Source organism: Achromobacter sp. D7-1, from assembly GCF_059760445.1.
Window position 1 is genome coordinate 49149 of record NZ_JCBAMT010000032.1, and the last position, 14830, is coordinate 63978.

The following is a 14830-nucleotide window of genomic DNA, read 5'->3' on the forward strand; positions in this document are numbered from 1 at the left end:
TTTTCCGCATCCTGAGTTACGCCATGTCCGCACGCACTGAAACCCACGCATTCACCGGAGCCGCCGGCCGCATCGACTGCGCCGTGGATTGGCCTGCGGGCACGCCGCGCGGCTGGGCGCTGGTCCTCCATCCGCATCCGCTACAGGGCGGCGCGCGCGAGAACAAGGTGGTCACGACCCTGTCGCGCGCTTGCGTGCAACATGGCCTGGTGGCGGTGCGGCCCAATTTCCGCGGGGTCGGCCAGTCCGAAGGCACGTTCGACAAATCCGTGGGCGAAACCCAGGACATGCTGGCGGTCGTGGCGCAGATGCGCGAACTGCATCCTGAACTGGCCCAGGCACCGTGGGTGCTGGCCGGCTTTTCGTTCGGCACTGCCGTCGCGGCGCAGACCTATGCCGCGTTGGCGGAGCAGGGTGACGCTGTGCTGCCGTCGGCCCTGATGCTGATGGGACCGGCCGTGAACCGCTTCCAGTCGCACGAAGTGCAGGTGCCGGACGACACGCTGCTGGTGCACGGCGAGGAAGACGAAGTCGTGCCGCTGTCCGAGGCCATGGACTGGGCGCGTCCGCGTTCGATCCCCGTCGTGGTGGTGCCCGGCGCATCGCACTTCTTCCACGGCAAGCTGCTGGTGCTGCGCCAACTGGTGCAGGCGCGGTTGAAGGTCGCGCTGGACTAAGACGGGGGCGCCGCTTTTGCGGCGCCAACGCCTTCAGCCTGGCCAGCGAGAGCCGCGGATCACACTGCAGAAGTTGCCGGGCTTGAAGGCCGGCTCCTTGTCGGCGATCACATCGGCCTTGACGTTGCCGAACGTCGTCTGCGGCTTGTGCTTGATGCCATCGTAGAAGGCCTGGATGATCTCTTCCTTGAAGCGCGGACTGCGCGGATGCGCCGCTACCACGGCTTCGCGCTGGGCGTCGCCGTATTCGCCATAAGTCAGGCCGAGCACGTCCATTTCCACGCCCGCCGTCACCAGCGCGACGACCGGGTGCATGAATTCGGGAATGCCGGGCGTGGTGTGCAGCGCAATGGCGGTCCACACCAGATCGATGTCCTGTTGCGAAATGCCGCGGCTACTCAGGAAGTCGCGCGCCGCGTTGGCGCCGTCCACCTCGAAGCGGCAGCAGTCGCTGCTGTGCTGATGCGTCAGGCCCATGTCGTGGAACATGCAGCCGCAATAAAGCAATTCCGGGTCGAACTTCAATCCGCGGCGCTTGCCAGCGAGCGCGCCGAAGTAGTAGACACGGCTGGAATGGTGGAAGAGCAGCGGCGTGGCGGTGTCGCGTACCAGCTCCGTGATTTCACGGGCGAGCTTGCTGTCGGGGATCTGAATGCCGTCGATGACAGGGTTCATGGCGAGTCCTTACAGGTGGTGGGGTAGGGGTTCGATAAATTCTCCCGCCGCACTAGAATGGCTTCAATCGTCGTAATACGCCAGATTCCGCCAAAACATGCGATTTCCCGACACCAGTCGGCAAGGCGCGATTCCATGACCAAGACCATAGCCATTCTTGCGCTGCCAGGTGTCCAGATGCTCGATGTCTCCGGGCCCCTGGACGTGTTCGCCCAGGCCAATGCCGAACTCGGGCGCGAGCAGTACGCGCTGCGCGTGGTGGGCTACGAGGCGGGTCCGATCCGCAGTTCATCGGGCGCGCGCCTGCTGCCCGACCTGACGCTTGACGGCCCTGTGCCGCGCCTGGATACCCTGCTTGTTGCCGGCACGCCGCAGGCCGCCAGCGCCATGCTCAGCAGCTCCGCCTTGCAATGGCTGCGCGCGACGGCCAGGGGCGCGCGGCGCTATGGCTCCGTCTGCACTGGCGCCTTCATGCTCGCCGCGGCAGGCCTGTTGGATGGACGACGGGTGACGACCCATTGGAATGCGGCGGCGCAGCTGCGTCTGGCCTATCCCAAGGTGACCGTCGAAGAGGACGCCCTGCATGTGCGCGACGGCAAGGTGCGCACGTCCGCCGGCGTGACGGCTGGCCTGGATCTGGCGCTGTCGCTGGTCGAGGAGGACCTCGGCCGGGAACTGGCCGCCAGTGTGGCGGCCCAGTTGGTGATGTTCTTCAAGCGGCCAGGCGGACAACTGCAATTCAGCCGCAAGGGACAGGCCGGCCCGGTAGGGCGCTCGGCGCTGCAGGAGGTCCAGCGCTGGGTCGCCGGCAACCCTGGGCTGCCGCTGTCGGTGGAAGCGCTGGCCGAACATGCGGGCCTGAGCCCCCGGCACTTCACGCGGCTGTTTCACGCCGAGGTCGGCGTCACGCCGGCCGCGTGGGTGGAGATGACGCGCATCGCCGCAGCCCGCGCGCTGCTGGAGGCGGGCTCGGCCACGCCCAAGCAGGTGGCCGCGCAATGCGGCTTTGCCAACGTCGACACCTTGCGCCGCGCCTTCGTCAAGCACGTGGGCGTTTCTCCGGCCGTGTACCGCCGCCATCACGGCGGCAGTCCCGATTGATCCGTTGCCGCGTCCCGAGGCCGCCAGGTTGCATCAAGTTGCATGTTTTAAATGCGCGGGAACCCCTGGCGGGCCGGACGGGTCTGATCGACTGCCTATAATTGTCAGCCACTTGCCCCGCGCCGGCGGGCGTCATTACTGGACCCACGTTGCCGATGAAGAATTTGCCTTACTCCGCTCACGCCCCCGTTGTCTTCACCCGTCGCCTGCTGTCAGGCGCGGTGCTGTCAGCCATGCTGGCAGCTTCGATGCCGGTCTGGGCGCAGCAGGCTCCGGCCGCGGCGCCGGCCGCAGCCGCTGGCGCCGCGGCCCCGGCGCCGAATGCTTCGGCGGTGGTGCCGGTGGGCGACGTCTCGGCCGTGCCGGCCCCCACCATCGCGGCCAAGGCCTGGATCGTGATGGACGTGAACAGTGGCCAGACCCTGGCCGCCTCCAACCCGGACATGAAGGTCGAGCCGGCCTCGCTCACCAAGATCATGACGGCCTACGTCGTGTTCAACGCGCTGGATGAAAAGCGCCTGACGCTGGAGCAGACCGTGCCGGTGTCCGAGCGCGCCTGGCGCACGGGCGGTTCGCGCATGTTCATCGAACCGCGCAAGCCGGTCACTGTTGATGAACTGAACCAGGGCATGATCGTGCAGTCCGGCAACGACGCCTCCGTGGCCCTGGCCGAGGCCGTGGGCGGCAGCGAGGCCTCGTTCGCTTCGCTGATGAACCAGGAAGCCGAACGCCTGGGCATGCGCAACACCCACTTCATGAACGCGACGGGCCTGCCCGATCCGCAGCACATGACGTCCACGCGCGACCTGGCCATCCTGTCCTCGCACCTGATCACCGATCACCCAGACCACTTCCACTACTACAAGCAGAAGAGCTACACCTACAACAAGATCACCCAGCCCAACCGCAACCGCCTGCTGTGGGCCGACCCCTCGGTGGACGGCATGAAGACCGGCCATACCGATTCGGCCGGCTACTGCCTGGTGTCGACCGCCGTGCGCGGCGACCGTCGCATCCTGGTGGTCGTGGTAGGCACGGACAGCGAAGCCACGCGCGCCGAGGAAAGCCTGAAGCTGCTGAACTGGAGCTTCCAGAACTTCGACACCGTCAAGCTGTTCGACAAGAGCCAGCCTGGCATCGATGCGCGCGTCTGGGAAGGCACGGCAGAAAGCGTCAAGCTCGGCCCGCCCAACCCTGTGTCGATCGCGGTGCCGCGCGGCAAGGCCGGCGACTTGAAGCCGGTGGCGCAGCGCACGGATCCGCTGATTGCCCCGCTGGCCAAGGGCCAGCAGGTCGGCACCCTGCAATTCACGCTGGACGGCAAGGTGCTGCGCACCGAACCGCTGGTGGTGCAGGACGCGGTCGAGCGCGCCGGCTTCTTCGGCCGCATGGTCGATACCGTCAAGCGCTGGTTCGAATAATCCTGCCGCGCCGTGGGCGCGGGGGGTGTAAGCTAGCAACGGGCGTTTCGCATGAAACGCCCGTGCTTTATTCACGGGACGGACCAGACGGTTCGTCCCTCTCCATTTCATACTCAGGAGTGCCTCATGATTCCGGGCGTGCCGGGCGAAAGCCAGGTGTATCTCAACGGTGAGTTTCTGCGCGTGGACGAGGCCAAGGTCTCTGTCCTCGACCGTGGCTTCATTTTCGGCGACGGCATCTACGAAGTCGTCCCCGTGTACCAAGGCAATGCGTTCCGCATGGCCGAACACCTCAACCGCCTGGACCGCAGCCTGGCTGCCTTGCGGATTGCCCAGCCTTTCGACCGCGCAGGCTGGATCGACCTGATCCAGCAGCTGCTGGCGCGCACCAAGCTGGAGACCTGCATCGTTTACCTGCAGGTGACGCGCGGCGTGGCCAAGCGCGACCACCAGTTCCCCTCGACCCCCGTCACGCCGACGGTCTTCGGCATGATCTCGGCCTGGTCGCCGCCGCCTGCCGCCCAGCGCGAGCGCGGCCTCAGCGCCATCAGCATTCCGGACGAGCGCTGGCTGCATTGCGAAATCAAATCGGTGTCCCTGCTGGGCAACGTATTGGCCAAGCAGCAGGCGGTCGATGCCGAGGTCGACGAAGCGGTGCAGTTCCGCGACGGCTACCTGACCGAAGGCTCGTCCACCAATATCTGGGTAGTTTCCGGCGGCAAGCTGTTGGCGCCGCCCAAGAACAACCTGATCCTGGAAGGCATCCGCTACGGCCTGATGGGCGAGCTGGCCGCCGAGGCCGGCATTCCTTTCGAGTCGCGCCCCATCACGCGGCAAGAAGTGGAACAAGCCGACGAGCTGATGCTGTCCTCGGCCACCAAGGAAGTGCTGGCCATCGTGTCGCTGGATGGCAAGCCGGTGGGTTCGGGCAAGCCCGGCCCCGTTTTTGCGCAATTGCGCGCGGGTTATGATGCCCGCATCGCCGCGCTCTAGGCCCGGCATCACCGGGCGGCTCCTGCGGGGCCGCCCCGGCGGTCTTGCCGGCTGGCGGCTTGCCCCCATATACATAGGATCTGGCCGCCCCGTGGCACAGCCCTCGGGTGCAGGATCGAGCAGTGGCCGAGCCCTGGGGGGCAACACCTTATAGGCACATCATGCAAAATATTCCGCCCGAAGACTCCCTCATCGAATACCCCAGCGACTTTCCCATCAAGGTCATGGGCAAGCAGCACCCGGAATTCGCGCAGACGCTGACCGAAGTCGTGCTGCAGTTCGACCCCGAGTTCGACGCAGCGACGGTGGAAATGCGGCCCAGCAAGGGCGGCAACTACATGGGCCTGACCTTCACGGTGCGCGCGACCTCGCGCGAGCAGCTGGACGCGCTCTACCGCGCCCTGCACGGCCATCCGATGGTGTCCATCGTTCTCTGACGCAAGAGCAGGACAGCCGTGATCAAGTGGCTCGCGCGGCCGGCCGACTACCTGTCGGTCTGGCACGATATGCAGGCGTACACCAATCTGCGTGGCGCCGATACGCCTGACGAGATCTGGCTCTGCGAACACGCACCCGTCTACACCTTGGGCCAGGCCGGCCAGCCCCAGCATGTGCTCAACCCCGGAAACATTCCCATCGTCCACTGCGACCGCGGCGGGCAGGTGACCTACCACGGTCCCGGCCAGGTCATGGCCTACGCGCTGTTCGACCTGCGCCGCGCCGACATCTACGTCAAGGAATACGTCAATCTGCTGGAGGGCGCGGTCATCGACACGCTGGCCCAGATGGGCGTGGCCGACGCCTGCCGCAAACCGGGCGCGCCGGGGGTCTACGTGCCCGATCCGGACGGGGGCGAGCTGGCCAAGATCGCCGCGCTGGGCATCAAGATCCGCAATGGCCGGGCTTATCACGGCGTATCGCTGAACGTGCGGATGGACCTGGCGCCGTTTCTGGGGATCAACCCCTGCGGCTATGCGGGCCTGCGTACCGTGGACATGGCGGCCTGCGGCGTGCACCGCGAGCCGACCGAGACAGGCGAGACGCTGGCGCGCAATCTGGCGCAGGCCTGGGACCGCGCAAGGAACAAGACATGAAGAGCTATACCGCAGCCGACGTGGCCGCGACCACGCCTGAAGAGTTGGCGCGCCTGCGCGAGCGGGGGCCGGCCGAGGACTACGCGGCATGGATCCGCGCGGCGGCCGAGCTGGGGCTGATCGAAGCCCAGACCATCTACGGCCAGATGCTGCTGGATGGCGCCGGCGTCGAACGCGATCAGGAACAGGGACTGGCATGGTTCAAGCGCGCCGCCCATGCCGACCATCCCATGGCCATCAACATGGTGGGTCGCTGCTACGAGAACGGCTGGGGCGTGCCGCGCGACGACACGGTCGCGGCCTACTGGTTTCGCCTGGCCGCCGACAAGGGCCTGGACTGGGGCATGTACAACTACGCCCACATGCTGCGCAGCGGCCGGGGCGGCGTGGCGCAGAATTCCGCGGCGGCCCTGGCCCTCTACCAGAAAGCGGCGCAGGCCGGCCACGTGAAGTCCATCGGCGTGGTGGGCCGCTACTACGAGGCCGGCGACGTGGTCGAACAGGACCTGGACCGCGCTTTCGATTGCTACCAGCGCTGTGCCGAAGGCGGCGATTTCCGTGGCATGTTCCATCTGGGCCGCCTGCTCTTGCTGCGTGGCCGCAAGGAAGACGCCGTGCAGTGGCTGATCCAGGTTCCGGAGACGGCCACGCCCGCTTTTCTGCGGGAAGCCAACGGCATGCTCCAGGCCAGCGGCTTTCCGCCGCTGTATGAAGGCATTGCCTAGCCCAGGGACGGCCGGGGCCGCCAGGGCCGGGCTGCCGGCCACCTCCGATACGCCCTAGGTACTGAGCCGTTCCTCGAACACCACGTCGACGATTTCCCGCTCGCCCGTGCCGCGTTCGCCTTCCAGGCGGTCCAGCAGCAGCTGGCCGGCGCGCCGGCCCAGGGTCGCGGCGTCGGCGCCCAAAGTGGTCAAGCCCTGCGCCCATTGCGCGGCGCTGCCGTCGTCCGAGTAGCCCAGCACCGCCAGGTCCTGCGGTACCTGCAGGTCGCGGTTGTGGGCTTCGGATACCGCAGCGGCGGCCAGCAGGTCCGTGGTGCAGAACACCGCGTCGAAGATCGTGTTGGTGGCCAGCAGGCGCAGGAAGGCCATGCGGCCGTCGTTCATGTGCTGGACTTCGGGCTGCACGATGTCCGCCACCCGTTCCAGTCCGAGCGCGGCCGCGCTGCTGATAAAGCCTTCGCGACGGGCGCGTTCCCAGGGGTTGTCGGTGCTGATGCAGGCGACCCGCGCATGGCGCTTGGCGGCCAGGTGCCGCGCGGCCATGCGGCCGGCTTCCGCGTTGTCGACCACGACAGCGCCGTCCAGCGGCTGGGCGGATGCGCTCCAGGTTTCCACGATGGGGATTTCCAGCGTCGCCAGGACGGCGCGCAGGCCGGGATCGTCCAGCGGGCCTATGGACAGGACGGCGGCGGGACGCAAGTCGCCGAGTCGGGTCAGGCCGGGGGCGTCATGCCAGGGGCCGGCGGCCAGGTAGTAGCCGGCGGGCAACAGCAATTCGGCGCAGGCCTGCGCGGCGCGGGCTGCGGGCGCCCAGTCCAGTCGGGGCGCGATCAGGGCGATGGGGCGGGGCGGGGGCAGGGAAGACATGGGTAAAACCGGCGGATTCGTCAGGCGTGACGATAACCCAGGCCGGTCCGGCCCCAGGACGTCCGCCGCCTGGGGGACGGAGCCTGCCCGGCGGATTGGGGCGGCGAAGGGTAAAATGCCGTTTTTGTCTCAGACCCGGCACGTCCGCGCGCCGGTCATGAAGGTGCCCCATGTCCACGCTTGTCGAGTCTCCTGTTCCCTCGAACGAATCCGCCGCCGCGCCCGCCGAGGCGGTCTACGATCCGACGCAAAAGCAGAAATCGCAGGCCAAGACGGCGCGCATCCCCATCAAGATCGTCCCGGCCGAGCGCCTGAAAAAGCCCGAGTGGATCCGCGTGAAGGCCGCCGCGCCCGGCTCGCGCTTCTACGACATCAAGCGCATCCTGCGCGAGCACAACCTGCACACGGTGTGCGAGGAAGCGTCCTGCCCGAACATCGGCGAATGCTTCGGCAAGGGCACGGCCACCTTCATGATCATGGGCGACAAGTGCACCCGCCGCTGCCCCTTCTGTGATGTGGGCCACGGCCGCCCGGATCCGCTGGACACCAATGAACCCCTGAATCTGGCGCGCACCATCGCCGCGATGAAGCTGTCCTATGTCGTGATCACCTCGGTGGACCGCGACGACCTGCGCGACGGCGGCGCCGGCCACTTCGTGGATTGCATCACGCACATCCGCGAACTGTCGCCCACCACCCGCATCGAGGTGCTGGTGCCCGACTTCCGCGGCCGCCTGGACCGCGCGCTGACCATCCTGAACGCCGGCCCCCCGGACGTCATGAACCACAACCTGGAAACCGTGCCGCGCCTGTACAAGCAGGCACGCCCGGGCTCGGACTACATGCACTCGCTGAAGCTGCTGGCCGAGTTCAAGCAGCTGCACCCCGAAGTCCCCACCAAGTCCGGCCTGATGCTGGGCCTGGGCGAGACCGACGAGGAAATCCTGCAGGTGATGCGCGACATGCGCGAGCACAACGTGGACATGCTGACCATCGGCCAGTACCTGCAGCCTTCGGAACACCACCTGCCGGTGCTGCGTTACGTGCATCCGGACACCTTCGCCATGTTCGAGCGCGAGGCCTATGCCATGGGCTTCTCGCACGCGGCGGTGGGGGCGATGGTGCGTTCCTCGTACCACGCCGACGAACAGGCCCACGCGGCCGGCGTGAACTGAGTCAGCAGGCCGGCGCGTCGGCGAACGGCGCGCCGTTGCGGTCCTTCTCGGACAGCAGGGGCGGCTGCTGGCAAGGCCAGGCGATCGCCAGTTGCGGATCGTCCCAGCGTATGCAGCGCTCGTGCTGCGGTGCGTAATAGTCCGTGGTCTTGTACAGGACCTCGGCAAATTCGGAAAGCGTCAGGAAGCCGTGGGCGAAGCCTTCCGGGACCCACATCTGGCGCTTGTTCTCCGCGCTGAGCAGGGCGCCTGCCCATTTCCCGTATGTCGGCGAGCTGCGTCGCATGTCCACCGCCACATCGAAAATTTCGCCCGCGCACACGCGCACAAGTTTCCCCTGGGCCTGTTCGACCTGGTAGTGCAGGCCGCGCAAGACGCCCTGGGCCGAGCGCGAATGATTGTCTTGCACGAAGTTGCGCTTCAGTCCCGTCGCCGCTTCGAATACGCCCTGGTTGAAGCTCTCGAAGAAAAAGCCGCGCTCGTCGCCCAGTACCCTGGGTTCCAGGATCAGCACCTCGGGAATGGTTTGGGGAATGACCTTCATCAGAACACCTTGTCCACCAGCACGCGCATCAGGTATTTGCCATAGCCGCTCTTGGCCAGCGGCGCAGCCAGCTTTTCCAGCGCGCTGGCGCTGATCCATCCCTGGCGGAAGGCGACCTCCTCGGGACAGGCCACCTTGAGTCCCTGGCGGTGCTCCAGCGTGGCGATGAACTGGCTCGCTTCCAGCAGCGATTCATGAGTCCCGGTGTCCAGCCAGGCGTAGCCGCGGCCCATGATCTCCACGGCCAGCCGGTCCTGTTCCAGATAGCGTTGGTTGACGTCGGTGATCTCGAGTTCGCCGCGCGCGGACGGCTGGATGCTGCGGGCGATGTCGATGACGTCGTTGTCGTAGAAGTACAGCCCGGTCACCGCATAGCTTGAGCGCGGCCGGGCCGGCTTTTCCTCGATCGACAGGACTTTGCCTCGCTGGTCGAATTCCGCCACGCCGTAGCGTTCGGCGTCCTGGACGTGGTAGGCGAACACGGTGGCGCCGTCTGTACGCGCGTCGGCGCGTTGCAGCAGCCTGGGCAGTTCATGACCGTAGAAGATGTTGTCACCCAGCACCAGCGCCACCGGATCCTGACCGATGAAGGGCGCGCCGATGAGGAAGGCCTGCGCCAGACCGTCGGGTGAAGGCTGCACCGCATATTCGAGGTTCAGCCCCCATTGCGAGCCGTCGCCCAGCAGTTGTTGGAAACGCGGCGTGTCTTGCGGCGTTGAAATGATCAGGATGTCGCGGATGCCCGCCAGCATCAGCGTGGTGAGCGGGTAATAGATCATCGGCTTGTCGAAGACCGGCAGCAGCTGTTTGCTGATGGCCAGCGTCGCCGGATGCAGCCGGACGCCCGAGCCGCCGGCCAGAACTATGCCTTTGCGCGCCATGCGGGGTCTCCAGGGATGACGAGTTGATCCAGGGTGCGGTCGACCTGTTCGGTCCAGGGCGGCATTTGCCGTTGCAACGCGCGCGACAGCACGGCGGTGTCCAGCACGGAATTGAGCGGCCGTTGCGCGGCGGAGGGGTAGTCGCGCGTGGCGACGGCGCGAATCCGCTCGGGAGCCAGCGTCAGGGCTGCGCCGCGCGCTGCGGCGCCAGCAACGATGTACTTTGCGTAGCCATGCCAGCTGGCGGAGCCGGCAGCGGCCAGATGATAGGTCCCCGCGGGCAGCAGGCCCACGCGGTGGCGCTGGATCGCCAGCGCCGTAATATCCGCGATCAGTTCGGCTGACGTCGGCGCGCCGCGCTGGTCCGCCACTACCCGCAGGTATTCCCGTTCCCGCGCCAGGCGCAGCATCGTCTTCAGGAAATTGCCGCCATGGGTCGAGTAGACCCAACTGGTCCTGAATATCAATGCGTCGCAGCCGCTGGCCTGGATGGCGCGCTCACCTTCGAGTTTGCTGCGGCCATACGCGTTCAGGGGGTTGGGAGTGTCGGTCTCCGCGTAGGGCCGCTCCTGTGCGCCGTCGAATACATAGTCGGTCGAATAGTGCACCAGCAAGGCATGGGCCGCGCGGGCATGGCGGGCCAGGGCGGCAACCGCGATTGCATTGACCTGTCGGGCGGCGTCGGGATCGCTTTCAGCCTGGTCCACCGCGGTGTAGGCGGCCGCATTCACGATCACGTCAGGCCGGTGGAACGCCAGGGCCGCGAGCAGCGCGCCCTGGTCGCGCAGGTCGGCATCGCCGCGGGCCAGCGCCACGACCTCTCCCAGAGGGAGCAGGGCGCGGCACAGTTCCCGGCCGATCTGGCCGTCCTTGCCCAGCAATAAGATCTTCACGCAGCCCTTGCTAAGTTTCGTAGCGTTCTTTGGCCCAGTCGCGATAGGCGCCACTGGCGACGTTCGCCACCCACTGCGGGTGGCCCAGGTACCAGATTACCGTTTTTCGGATGCCGCTTTCGAATGTTTCCGCAGGCGTCCAGCCCAGCTCGCGCTGCAGGCGGCCGGCATTGACCGCATAGCGGCGGTCATGGCCAGGACGGTCGGCAACATGCGTGATCTGGGCGGCGTAGGACCGCCTGTCGGCCCTGGGGCTGAGTTCGTCGAGCAGCGCGCAGACGTGCCGCACCACGTCGAGGTTGGTCTTTTCGTTCCAGCCGCCTACGTTGTAGGTCGCGCCCGGCTGGCCGGCTTCCAGTATCTTGCGGATCGCATCGCAATGGTCTGCCACATACAGCCAATCGCGGATTTGCATGCCGTCGCCATAGATCGGCAGGGGCTTGCCGGCGAGCGCGTTGTGGATGACCAGCGGGATCAGCTTTTCCGGGAACTGGTAGGGGCCATAGTTGTTGGCGCAGTTCGAGGTCAGCACCGGCAGGCCGTAGGTGGTGTGGAAGGCCCGCACCAGATGGTCGCTCGCCGCTTTGCTGGCGGAATAGGGGCTGTTGGGCGCATAGGGAGTCGTTTCCGTGAACGCGGGATCGGTCTTGCCCAGCGTGCCGTAGACCTCGTCGGTGGACACATGCACGAAGCGCAAGCGTGCCTGCTCGCCTGCCGGCAGGCCGGTCCAGTAGTCACGCACCGCCGTCAGCAGGCGGGACGTGCCCACGACGTTGGCCTGGATGAACGACTCGGGATCGGCGATGGAGCGGTCAACGTGGGTTTCGGCGGCGAAATTGATCACGGCCCGCGGTTTATGGGTGCGCAACAGGCGCGCAACCGCCTCCTGATTGCCGATATCACCCTGTACCAAGGTGTGCCTGGAGTCGCCGCGCAGCGGCGCCAGATTGTCCGGGTTGCCGGCGTAGGTGAGCTTGTCCAGCGTAACGACGGGTTCGTCGTTGCGGGCGAGCCAATCCAATACGAAATTGGAGCCGATGAAGCCGGCTCCTCCGGTGACCACGATACTCATCTCTACAAATCCTCAGGTCCCTGCGGCGCCAGGCGTAGCAGGGCCGCGAGACTATTTGCGCGCCTGGGCACCCGCCCAGAACGTGTCTTTCTGTCCCGCATGCTGGTTTATACAACGCGCCAGCACGAACATCAGATCCGACAGCCGGTTCAGGTATTGCCGCACGGGCGGGTTCACCGGGTCGATCCGGGCCAGCGCCACTACGGCCCGTTCGGCGCGGCGGCAGACGGTGCGCGCCACGTGGGCCTGCGCCGAACCGCGCGAGCCGCCCGGCAGGATGAATTCGCGCAGAGGCGGCAGGGCCGCGTTGTAGTGGGCCAGGCGCGCGTCCAGGCGGGCGATGTGCTCGTCCGTCAGGGCGGTGTGGCCGGGGATGCAGAGTTCCGCGCCCATATCGAACAGGTCGTGCTGGATGCCCAGCAGGTCCGTGGCTATTTCGGCGGGCAGGTCCTCGGTCAGCAGCACTCCGATGACGCTGTTCAGTTCGTCGACGTCGCCCATCGCCGCGATGCGCGGGGCGTCCTTGGGCGTGCGAGATCCGTCCCCAAGACCCGTGGTGCCGTCGTCTCCCGTGCGGGTGGCGATGACGGATAAGCGGTTGGCCATGGGAACTCCTGAAATGAGTGACGAAAGGTAGGGGTTTTGCGTCCAGCCATGAATATTGGCGGCGCGCTCCGCGCGTTCCGCAATCAACTGTCAGAATTGTTGCGTCAGGGCGGGGGAACTGTTGCACAAGGGCGGTATCCTAGCACTATGGAAAGCGGGGACGCCGGTCCCGCGCTGCCCCTGCAATCGGAGGATATCTGCATGATTTTTGACCGCAAGTATGCAATGCCCATGGCTGCCGCCGCGGCGGTGGCCGTCGTCACGCTGGCCGCGCCGTTGGCGTTCGCGCAGCAGGCCGACGCCAGCGGGGAAGTGCGGCGGGTGGATCCGGCCGCCGGCAAGGTCACGATCAAGCACGACGCCATCAAGCCGCTGGACCTGCCCGCCATGACGCTGGTCTATGAAGCCGATCCGGCGCTGCTGGCCAAGATCAAGGCGGGCGACAAGGTGCGCTTCACGGCGGTCCGCAAGGACGGCAAGTACATCGTGACCGCGATTACCAACTAGCCGCCGTCAGGCCGGGTACGCAAGTCCACACATTGCGCGGGTTTGCAGCATCCAGGACGAGCGCTTGTCCCGGGCGCTCCGGCAGTAAAAAAAACGCCGTCCACTGCCCTGAGGCTGCGGACGGCGTTTTGCCGGGGGCGCTGCGCGCCCGCGGTTTACAGCACGTAGCGCGCCAGGTCCTGGCTGCTGGCGGCTTCCGCCAGTTGCGCGTTGACGTAGGCAGCGTCGATCTTCACGTTCTTGTCGCTGCTGGCGGTGGCGTCGAACGACAGCTCGTCGAGCAGCTTCTCCATCACCGTGTACAGGCGGCGGGCGCCGATGTTCTCGGTGGTTTCGTTGACCTCGAAGGCCAGCTCGGCCAGGCGGCGCACGCCTTCTTCCGTGAACTCCAGCTGCAGGTCCTCGGTGGCCATCAGCGCGGTGTACTGCTTGGTCAGCGACGCGTCCGTGTCGGACAGGATGCGCACGAAGTCCTCGGCGGTCAGCGATTCCAGTTCGACGCGGATCGGGAAGCGGCCCTGCAGTTCAGGGATCAGGTCCGAGGGGCGCGACAGGTGGAAGGCGCCGGACGCGATGAACAGGATGTGGTCGGTGCGGACCATGCCGTAGCGCGTGTTGACGGTGGTGCCTTCGACCAGCGGCAGCAGGTCGCGCTGCACGCCTTGGCGCGAGACGTCCGCGCCGCCGGATTCCTGGCGGGCCGCGATCTTGTCGATTTCGTCCAGGAAGACGATGCCGTTCTGCTCGACGTTGTTGATCGCCACGGTGCGCAGGTCTTCTTCGTTGACGCGCTTGGCGGCTTCTTCGTCGACGATCAGCTTGAAGGCTTCGCGCACCTTCATCTTCTTGGGCTTTTTCTTGTCGCGGGCCATGCCGGCGAACATGCCGCGCAGCTGCTCGGCCATTTCTTCCATGCCGGGGGGCGTCATGACGTCCATCTGCGGCGCGGCCTGGGCGACTTCGATCTCGATTTCGAGGTCGTCGATCTTGCCTTCGCGCAGGCGCTTGCGGAAGGTCTGGCGGGCGCTGTTGTCCTCGCCGCGTTCCGGTTCGCCGGAGGCGCCGCGCGGGGGCGGCACCAGGGCGTCCAGGATGCGGTCTTCGGCGGCATCTTCAGCCTGGGTGCGCACGCGGCGCATTTCCAGCTCGCGCGTCTGCTTGATCGAATATTCGGTCAGGTCGCGGATGATGGTGTCGACGTCGCGGCCCACGTAGCCCACTTCGGTGAACTTGGTGGCTTCGATCTTGATGAAGGGCGCGTTGGCCAGCTTGGCCAGGCGGCGCGCGATCTCGGTCTTGCCCACGCCGGTGGGGCCGATCATGAGGATGTTCTTGGGGTGGATTTCGTGGCGCAGGGGTTCGGCGACCTGCTGGCGGCGCCAGCGGTTGCGCAGCGCCACGGCCACGGCGCGCTTGGCGCGGTTCTGGCCGACGATGTACTTGTCGAGTTCGGAGACGATCTCTCCGGGCGTCATGTTGGATGCGGACATGAGGGCGGATCCTTGAAGCTAGGGCGGGCTGGGGTGGCGGCCGCGGCGCGCCGGGCGCGCCGCGTGGCGGGCGTCAGTCGCCCAGCGTTTCGATGACGTGGTTCTGGTT

At 66.6% G+C, this 14830-nt stretch carries 17 protein-coding genes; 9 read left to right on the plus strand and 8 right to left on the minus strand.

The annotated features are described in order from the left end of the window. Positions 1-23: 23 nt before the first annotated feature. On the plus strand, positions 24-677 hold the full coding sequence (locus tag AC6LKD_RS15740) for an alpha/beta hydrolase (RefSeq protein WP_492273907.1): 654 nt from the start codon (positions 24-26) through the stop codon (positions 675-677). 33 nt (positions 678-710) lie between these two features. Here the strand turns inward: AC6LKD_RS15740 and AC6LKD_RS15745 are convergent, their stop codons facing one another. After that, the gene (locus AC6LKD_RS15745; protein WP_498116738.1) at positions 711-1352 is read right to left on the minus strand and encodes an HD domain-containing protein; all 642 of its coding nucleotides are present in this window, start codon (positions 1350-1352) and stop codon (positions 711-713) included. 135 nt (positions 1353-1487) lie between these two features. Between AC6LKD_RS15745 and AC6LKD_RS15750 the strand changes: the two genes are divergently transcribed. The 6 genes from AC6LKD_RS15750 (at position 1488) to AC6LKD_RS15775 (ending at position 6686) form a co-directional block, all read left to right on the plus strand. After that, on the plus strand, positions 1488-2453 hold the full coding sequence (locus AC6LKD_RS15750) for a GlxA family transcriptional regulator (protein WP_207472682.1): 966 nt from the start codon (positions 1488-1490) through the stop codon (positions 2451-2453). Positions 2454-2608: 155 nt separating this feature from the next. Further along, positions 2609-3874: a D-alanyl-D-alanine carboxypeptidase family protein gene (locus AC6LKD_RS15755; protein WP_498116739.1), complete on the plus strand. Its 1266-nt coding sequence runs from the start codon at positions 2609-2611 to the stop codon at positions 3872-3874. A 126-nt stretch (positions 3875-4000) separates the two neighbouring features. Beyond that, positions 4001-4867 carry a D-amino acid aminotransferase gene (locus AC6LKD_RS15760; protein WP_498116740.1) on the plus strand — a complete coding sequence of 289 codons (867 nt, stop codon included), beginning with the start codon at positions 4001-4003 and terminating at the stop codon, positions 4865-4867. Positions 4868-5028: 161 nt separating this feature from the next. Then, the gene (locus AC6LKD_RS15765; protein ID WP_013396847.1) at positions 5029-5304 is read left to right on the plus strand and encodes a YbeD family protein; all 276 of its coding nucleotides are present in this window, start codon (positions 5029-5031) and stop codon (positions 5302-5304) included. A gap of 18 nt (positions 5305-5322) precedes the next feature. Then, positions 5323-5961: a lipoyl(octanoyl) transferase LipB gene (gene lipB, locus AC6LKD_RS15770; protein WP_013396846.1), complete on the plus strand. Its 639-nt coding sequence runs from the start codon at positions 5323-5325 to the stop codon at positions 5959-5961. Further along, positions 5958-6686 (plus strand): tetratricopeptide repeat protein, encoded by a 729-nt coding sequence (locus AC6LKD_RS15775; RefSeq protein WP_013396845.1) that lies wholly within the window; start codon positions 5958-5960, stop codon positions 6684-6686. The genes lipB and AC6LKD_RS15775 overlap by 4 nt, the downstream gene beginning before the upstream one ends. Positions 6687-6740: 54 nt before the next feature. On the opposite strand, the gene AC6LKD_RS15780 is transcribed toward AC6LKD_RS15775, so the two are convergent. Further along, positions 6741-7553 (minus strand): substrate-binding domain-containing protein, encoded by an 813-nt coding sequence (locus AC6LKD_RS15780; RefSeq protein WP_013396844.1) that lies wholly within the window; start codon positions 7551-7553, stop codon positions 6741-6743. Between the two features lie 170 nt (positions 7554-7723). Here AC6LKD_RS15780 and lipA point away from each other — a divergent pair, with 170 nt between their 5' ends. Beyond that, positions 7724-8728: a lipoyl synthase gene (lipA, locus tag AC6LKD_RS15785; protein ID WP_013396843.1), complete on the plus strand. Its 1005-nt coding sequence runs from the start codon at positions 7724-7726 to the stop codon at positions 8726-8728. A gap of 1 nt (position 8729) precedes the next feature. Here lipA and rfbC read toward each other — a convergent pair whose 3' ends face one another. From rfbC to AC6LKD_RS15810, 5 genes are read right to left on the minus strand one after another with little or no spacing between them, the layout of a single operon-like run. Then, positions 8730-9272: a dTDP-4-dehydrorhamnose 3,5-epimerase gene (rfbC, locus tag AC6LKD_RS15790; RefSeq protein WP_498116742.1), complete on the minus strand. Its 543-nt coding sequence runs from the start codon at positions 9270-9272 to the stop codon at positions 8730-8732. Next, positions 9272-10153 (minus strand): glucose-1-phosphate thymidylyltransferase RfbA, encoded by an 882-nt coding sequence (gene rfbA, locus AC6LKD_RS15795; protein ID WP_498116744.1) that lies wholly within the window; start codon positions 10151-10153, stop codon positions 9272-9274. The genes rfbC and rfbA overlap by 1 nt, the downstream gene beginning before the upstream one ends. Next, positions 10135-11046, minus strand: a complete 912-nt coding sequence (gene rfbD, locus AC6LKD_RS15800) for a dTDP-4-dehydrorhamnose reductase (RefSeq protein WP_498116745.1) — start codon at positions 11044-11046, stop codon at positions 10135-10137. The genes rfbA and rfbD overlap by 19 nt, the downstream gene beginning before the upstream one ends. A gap of 10 nt (positions 11047-11056) precedes the next feature. Next, positions 11057-12118: a dTDP-glucose 4,6-dehydratase gene (rfbB, locus tag AC6LKD_RS15805; RefSeq protein ID WP_498116746.1), complete on the minus strand. Its 1062-nt coding sequence runs from the start codon at positions 12116-12118 to the stop codon at positions 11057-11059. A gap of 51 nt (positions 12119-12169) precedes the next feature. Beyond that, positions 12170-12724: a cob(I)yrinic acid a,c-diamide adenosyltransferase gene (locus AC6LKD_RS15810; RefSeq protein ID WP_498116747.1), complete on the minus strand. Its 555-nt coding sequence runs from the start codon at positions 12722-12724 to the stop codon at positions 12170-12172. A 201-nt stretch (positions 12725-12925) separates the two neighbouring features. Here AC6LKD_RS15810 and AC6LKD_RS15815 point away from each other — a divergent pair, with 201 nt between their 5' ends. Beyond that, positions 12926-13231, plus strand: a complete 306-nt coding sequence (locus AC6LKD_RS15815) for a copper-binding protein (RefSeq protein WP_041656766.1) — start codon at positions 12926-12928, stop codon at positions 13229-13231. Between the two features lie 155 nt (positions 13232-13386). Here the strand turns inward: AC6LKD_RS15815 and hslU are convergent, their stop codons facing one another. Further along, positions 13387-14721 carry an ATP-dependent protease ATPase subunit HslU gene (gene hslU, locus AC6LKD_RS15820; protein ID WP_013396838.1) on the minus strand — a complete coding sequence of 445 codons (1335 nt, stop codon included), beginning with the start codon at positions 14719-14721 and terminating at the stop codon, positions 13387-13389. Positions 14722-14830 lie beyond the last annotated feature (109 nt).

Excerpts from the sequence above, each read along its gene's own strand:
- lipA (WP_013396843.1), top strand. The coding sequence starts at position 7,724 with ATGTCCACGCTTGTCGAGTCTCCTGTTCCCTCGAACGAATCCGCCGCC.
- hslU (WP_013396838.1), bottom strand. The coding sequence starts at position 14,721 with ATGTCCGCATCCAACATGACGCCCGGAGAGATCGTCTCCGAACTCGAC.
- AC6LKD_RS15745 (WP_498116738.1), bottom strand. The coding sequence starts at position 1,352 with ATGAACCCTGTCATCGACGGCATTCAGATCCCCGACAGCAAGCTCGCC.
- AC6LKD_RS15810 (WP_498116747.1), bottom strand. The coding sequence starts at position 12,724 with ATGGCCAACCGCTTATCCGTCATCGCCACCCGCACGGGAGACGACGGC.
- rfbB (WP_498116746.1), bottom strand. The coding sequence starts at position 12,118 with ATGAGTATCGTGGTCACCGGAGGAGCCGGCTTCATCGGCTCCAATTTC.
- rfbA (WP_498116744.1), bottom strand. The coding sequence starts at position 10,153 with ATGGCGCGCAAAGGCATAGTTCTGGCCGGCGGCTCGGGCGTCCGGCTG.
- AC6LKD_RS15740 (WP_492273907.1), top strand. The coding sequence starts at position 24 with ATGTCCGCACGCACTGAAACCCACGCATTCACCGGAGCCGCCGGCCGC.
- AC6LKD_RS15755 (WP_498116739.1), top strand. The coding sequence starts at position 2,609 with ATGAAGAATTTGCCTTACTCCGCTCACGCCCCCGTTGTCTTCACCCGT.
- rfbC (WP_498116742.1), bottom strand. The coding sequence starts at position 9,272 with ATGAAGGTCATTCCCCAAACCATTCCCGAGGTGCTGATCCTGGAACCC.
- AC6LKD_RS15750 (WP_207472682.1), top strand. The coding sequence starts at position 1,488 with ATGACCAAGACCATAGCCATTCTTGCGCTGCCAGGTGTCCAGATGCTC.
- AC6LKD_RS15775 (WP_013396845.1), top strand. The coding sequence starts at position 5,958 with ATGAAGAGCTATACCGCAGCCGACGTGGCCGCGACCACGCCTGAAGAG.
- AC6LKD_RS15780 (WP_013396844.1), bottom strand. The coding sequence starts at position 7,553 with ATGTCTTCCCTGCCCCCGCCCCGCCCCATCGCCCTGATCGCGCCCCGA.
- AC6LKD_RS15760 (WP_498116740.1), top strand. The coding sequence starts at position 4,001 with ATGATTCCGGGCGTGCCGGGCGAAAGCCAGGTGTATCTCAACGGTGAG.
- AC6LKD_RS15815 (WP_041656766.1), top strand. The coding sequence starts at position 12,926 with ATGATTTTTGACCGCAAGTATGCAATGCCCATGGCTGCCGCCGCGGCG.
- AC6LKD_RS15765 (WP_013396847.1), top strand. The coding sequence starts at position 5,029 with ATGCAAAATATTCCGCCCGAAGACTCCCTCATCGAATACCCCAGCGAC.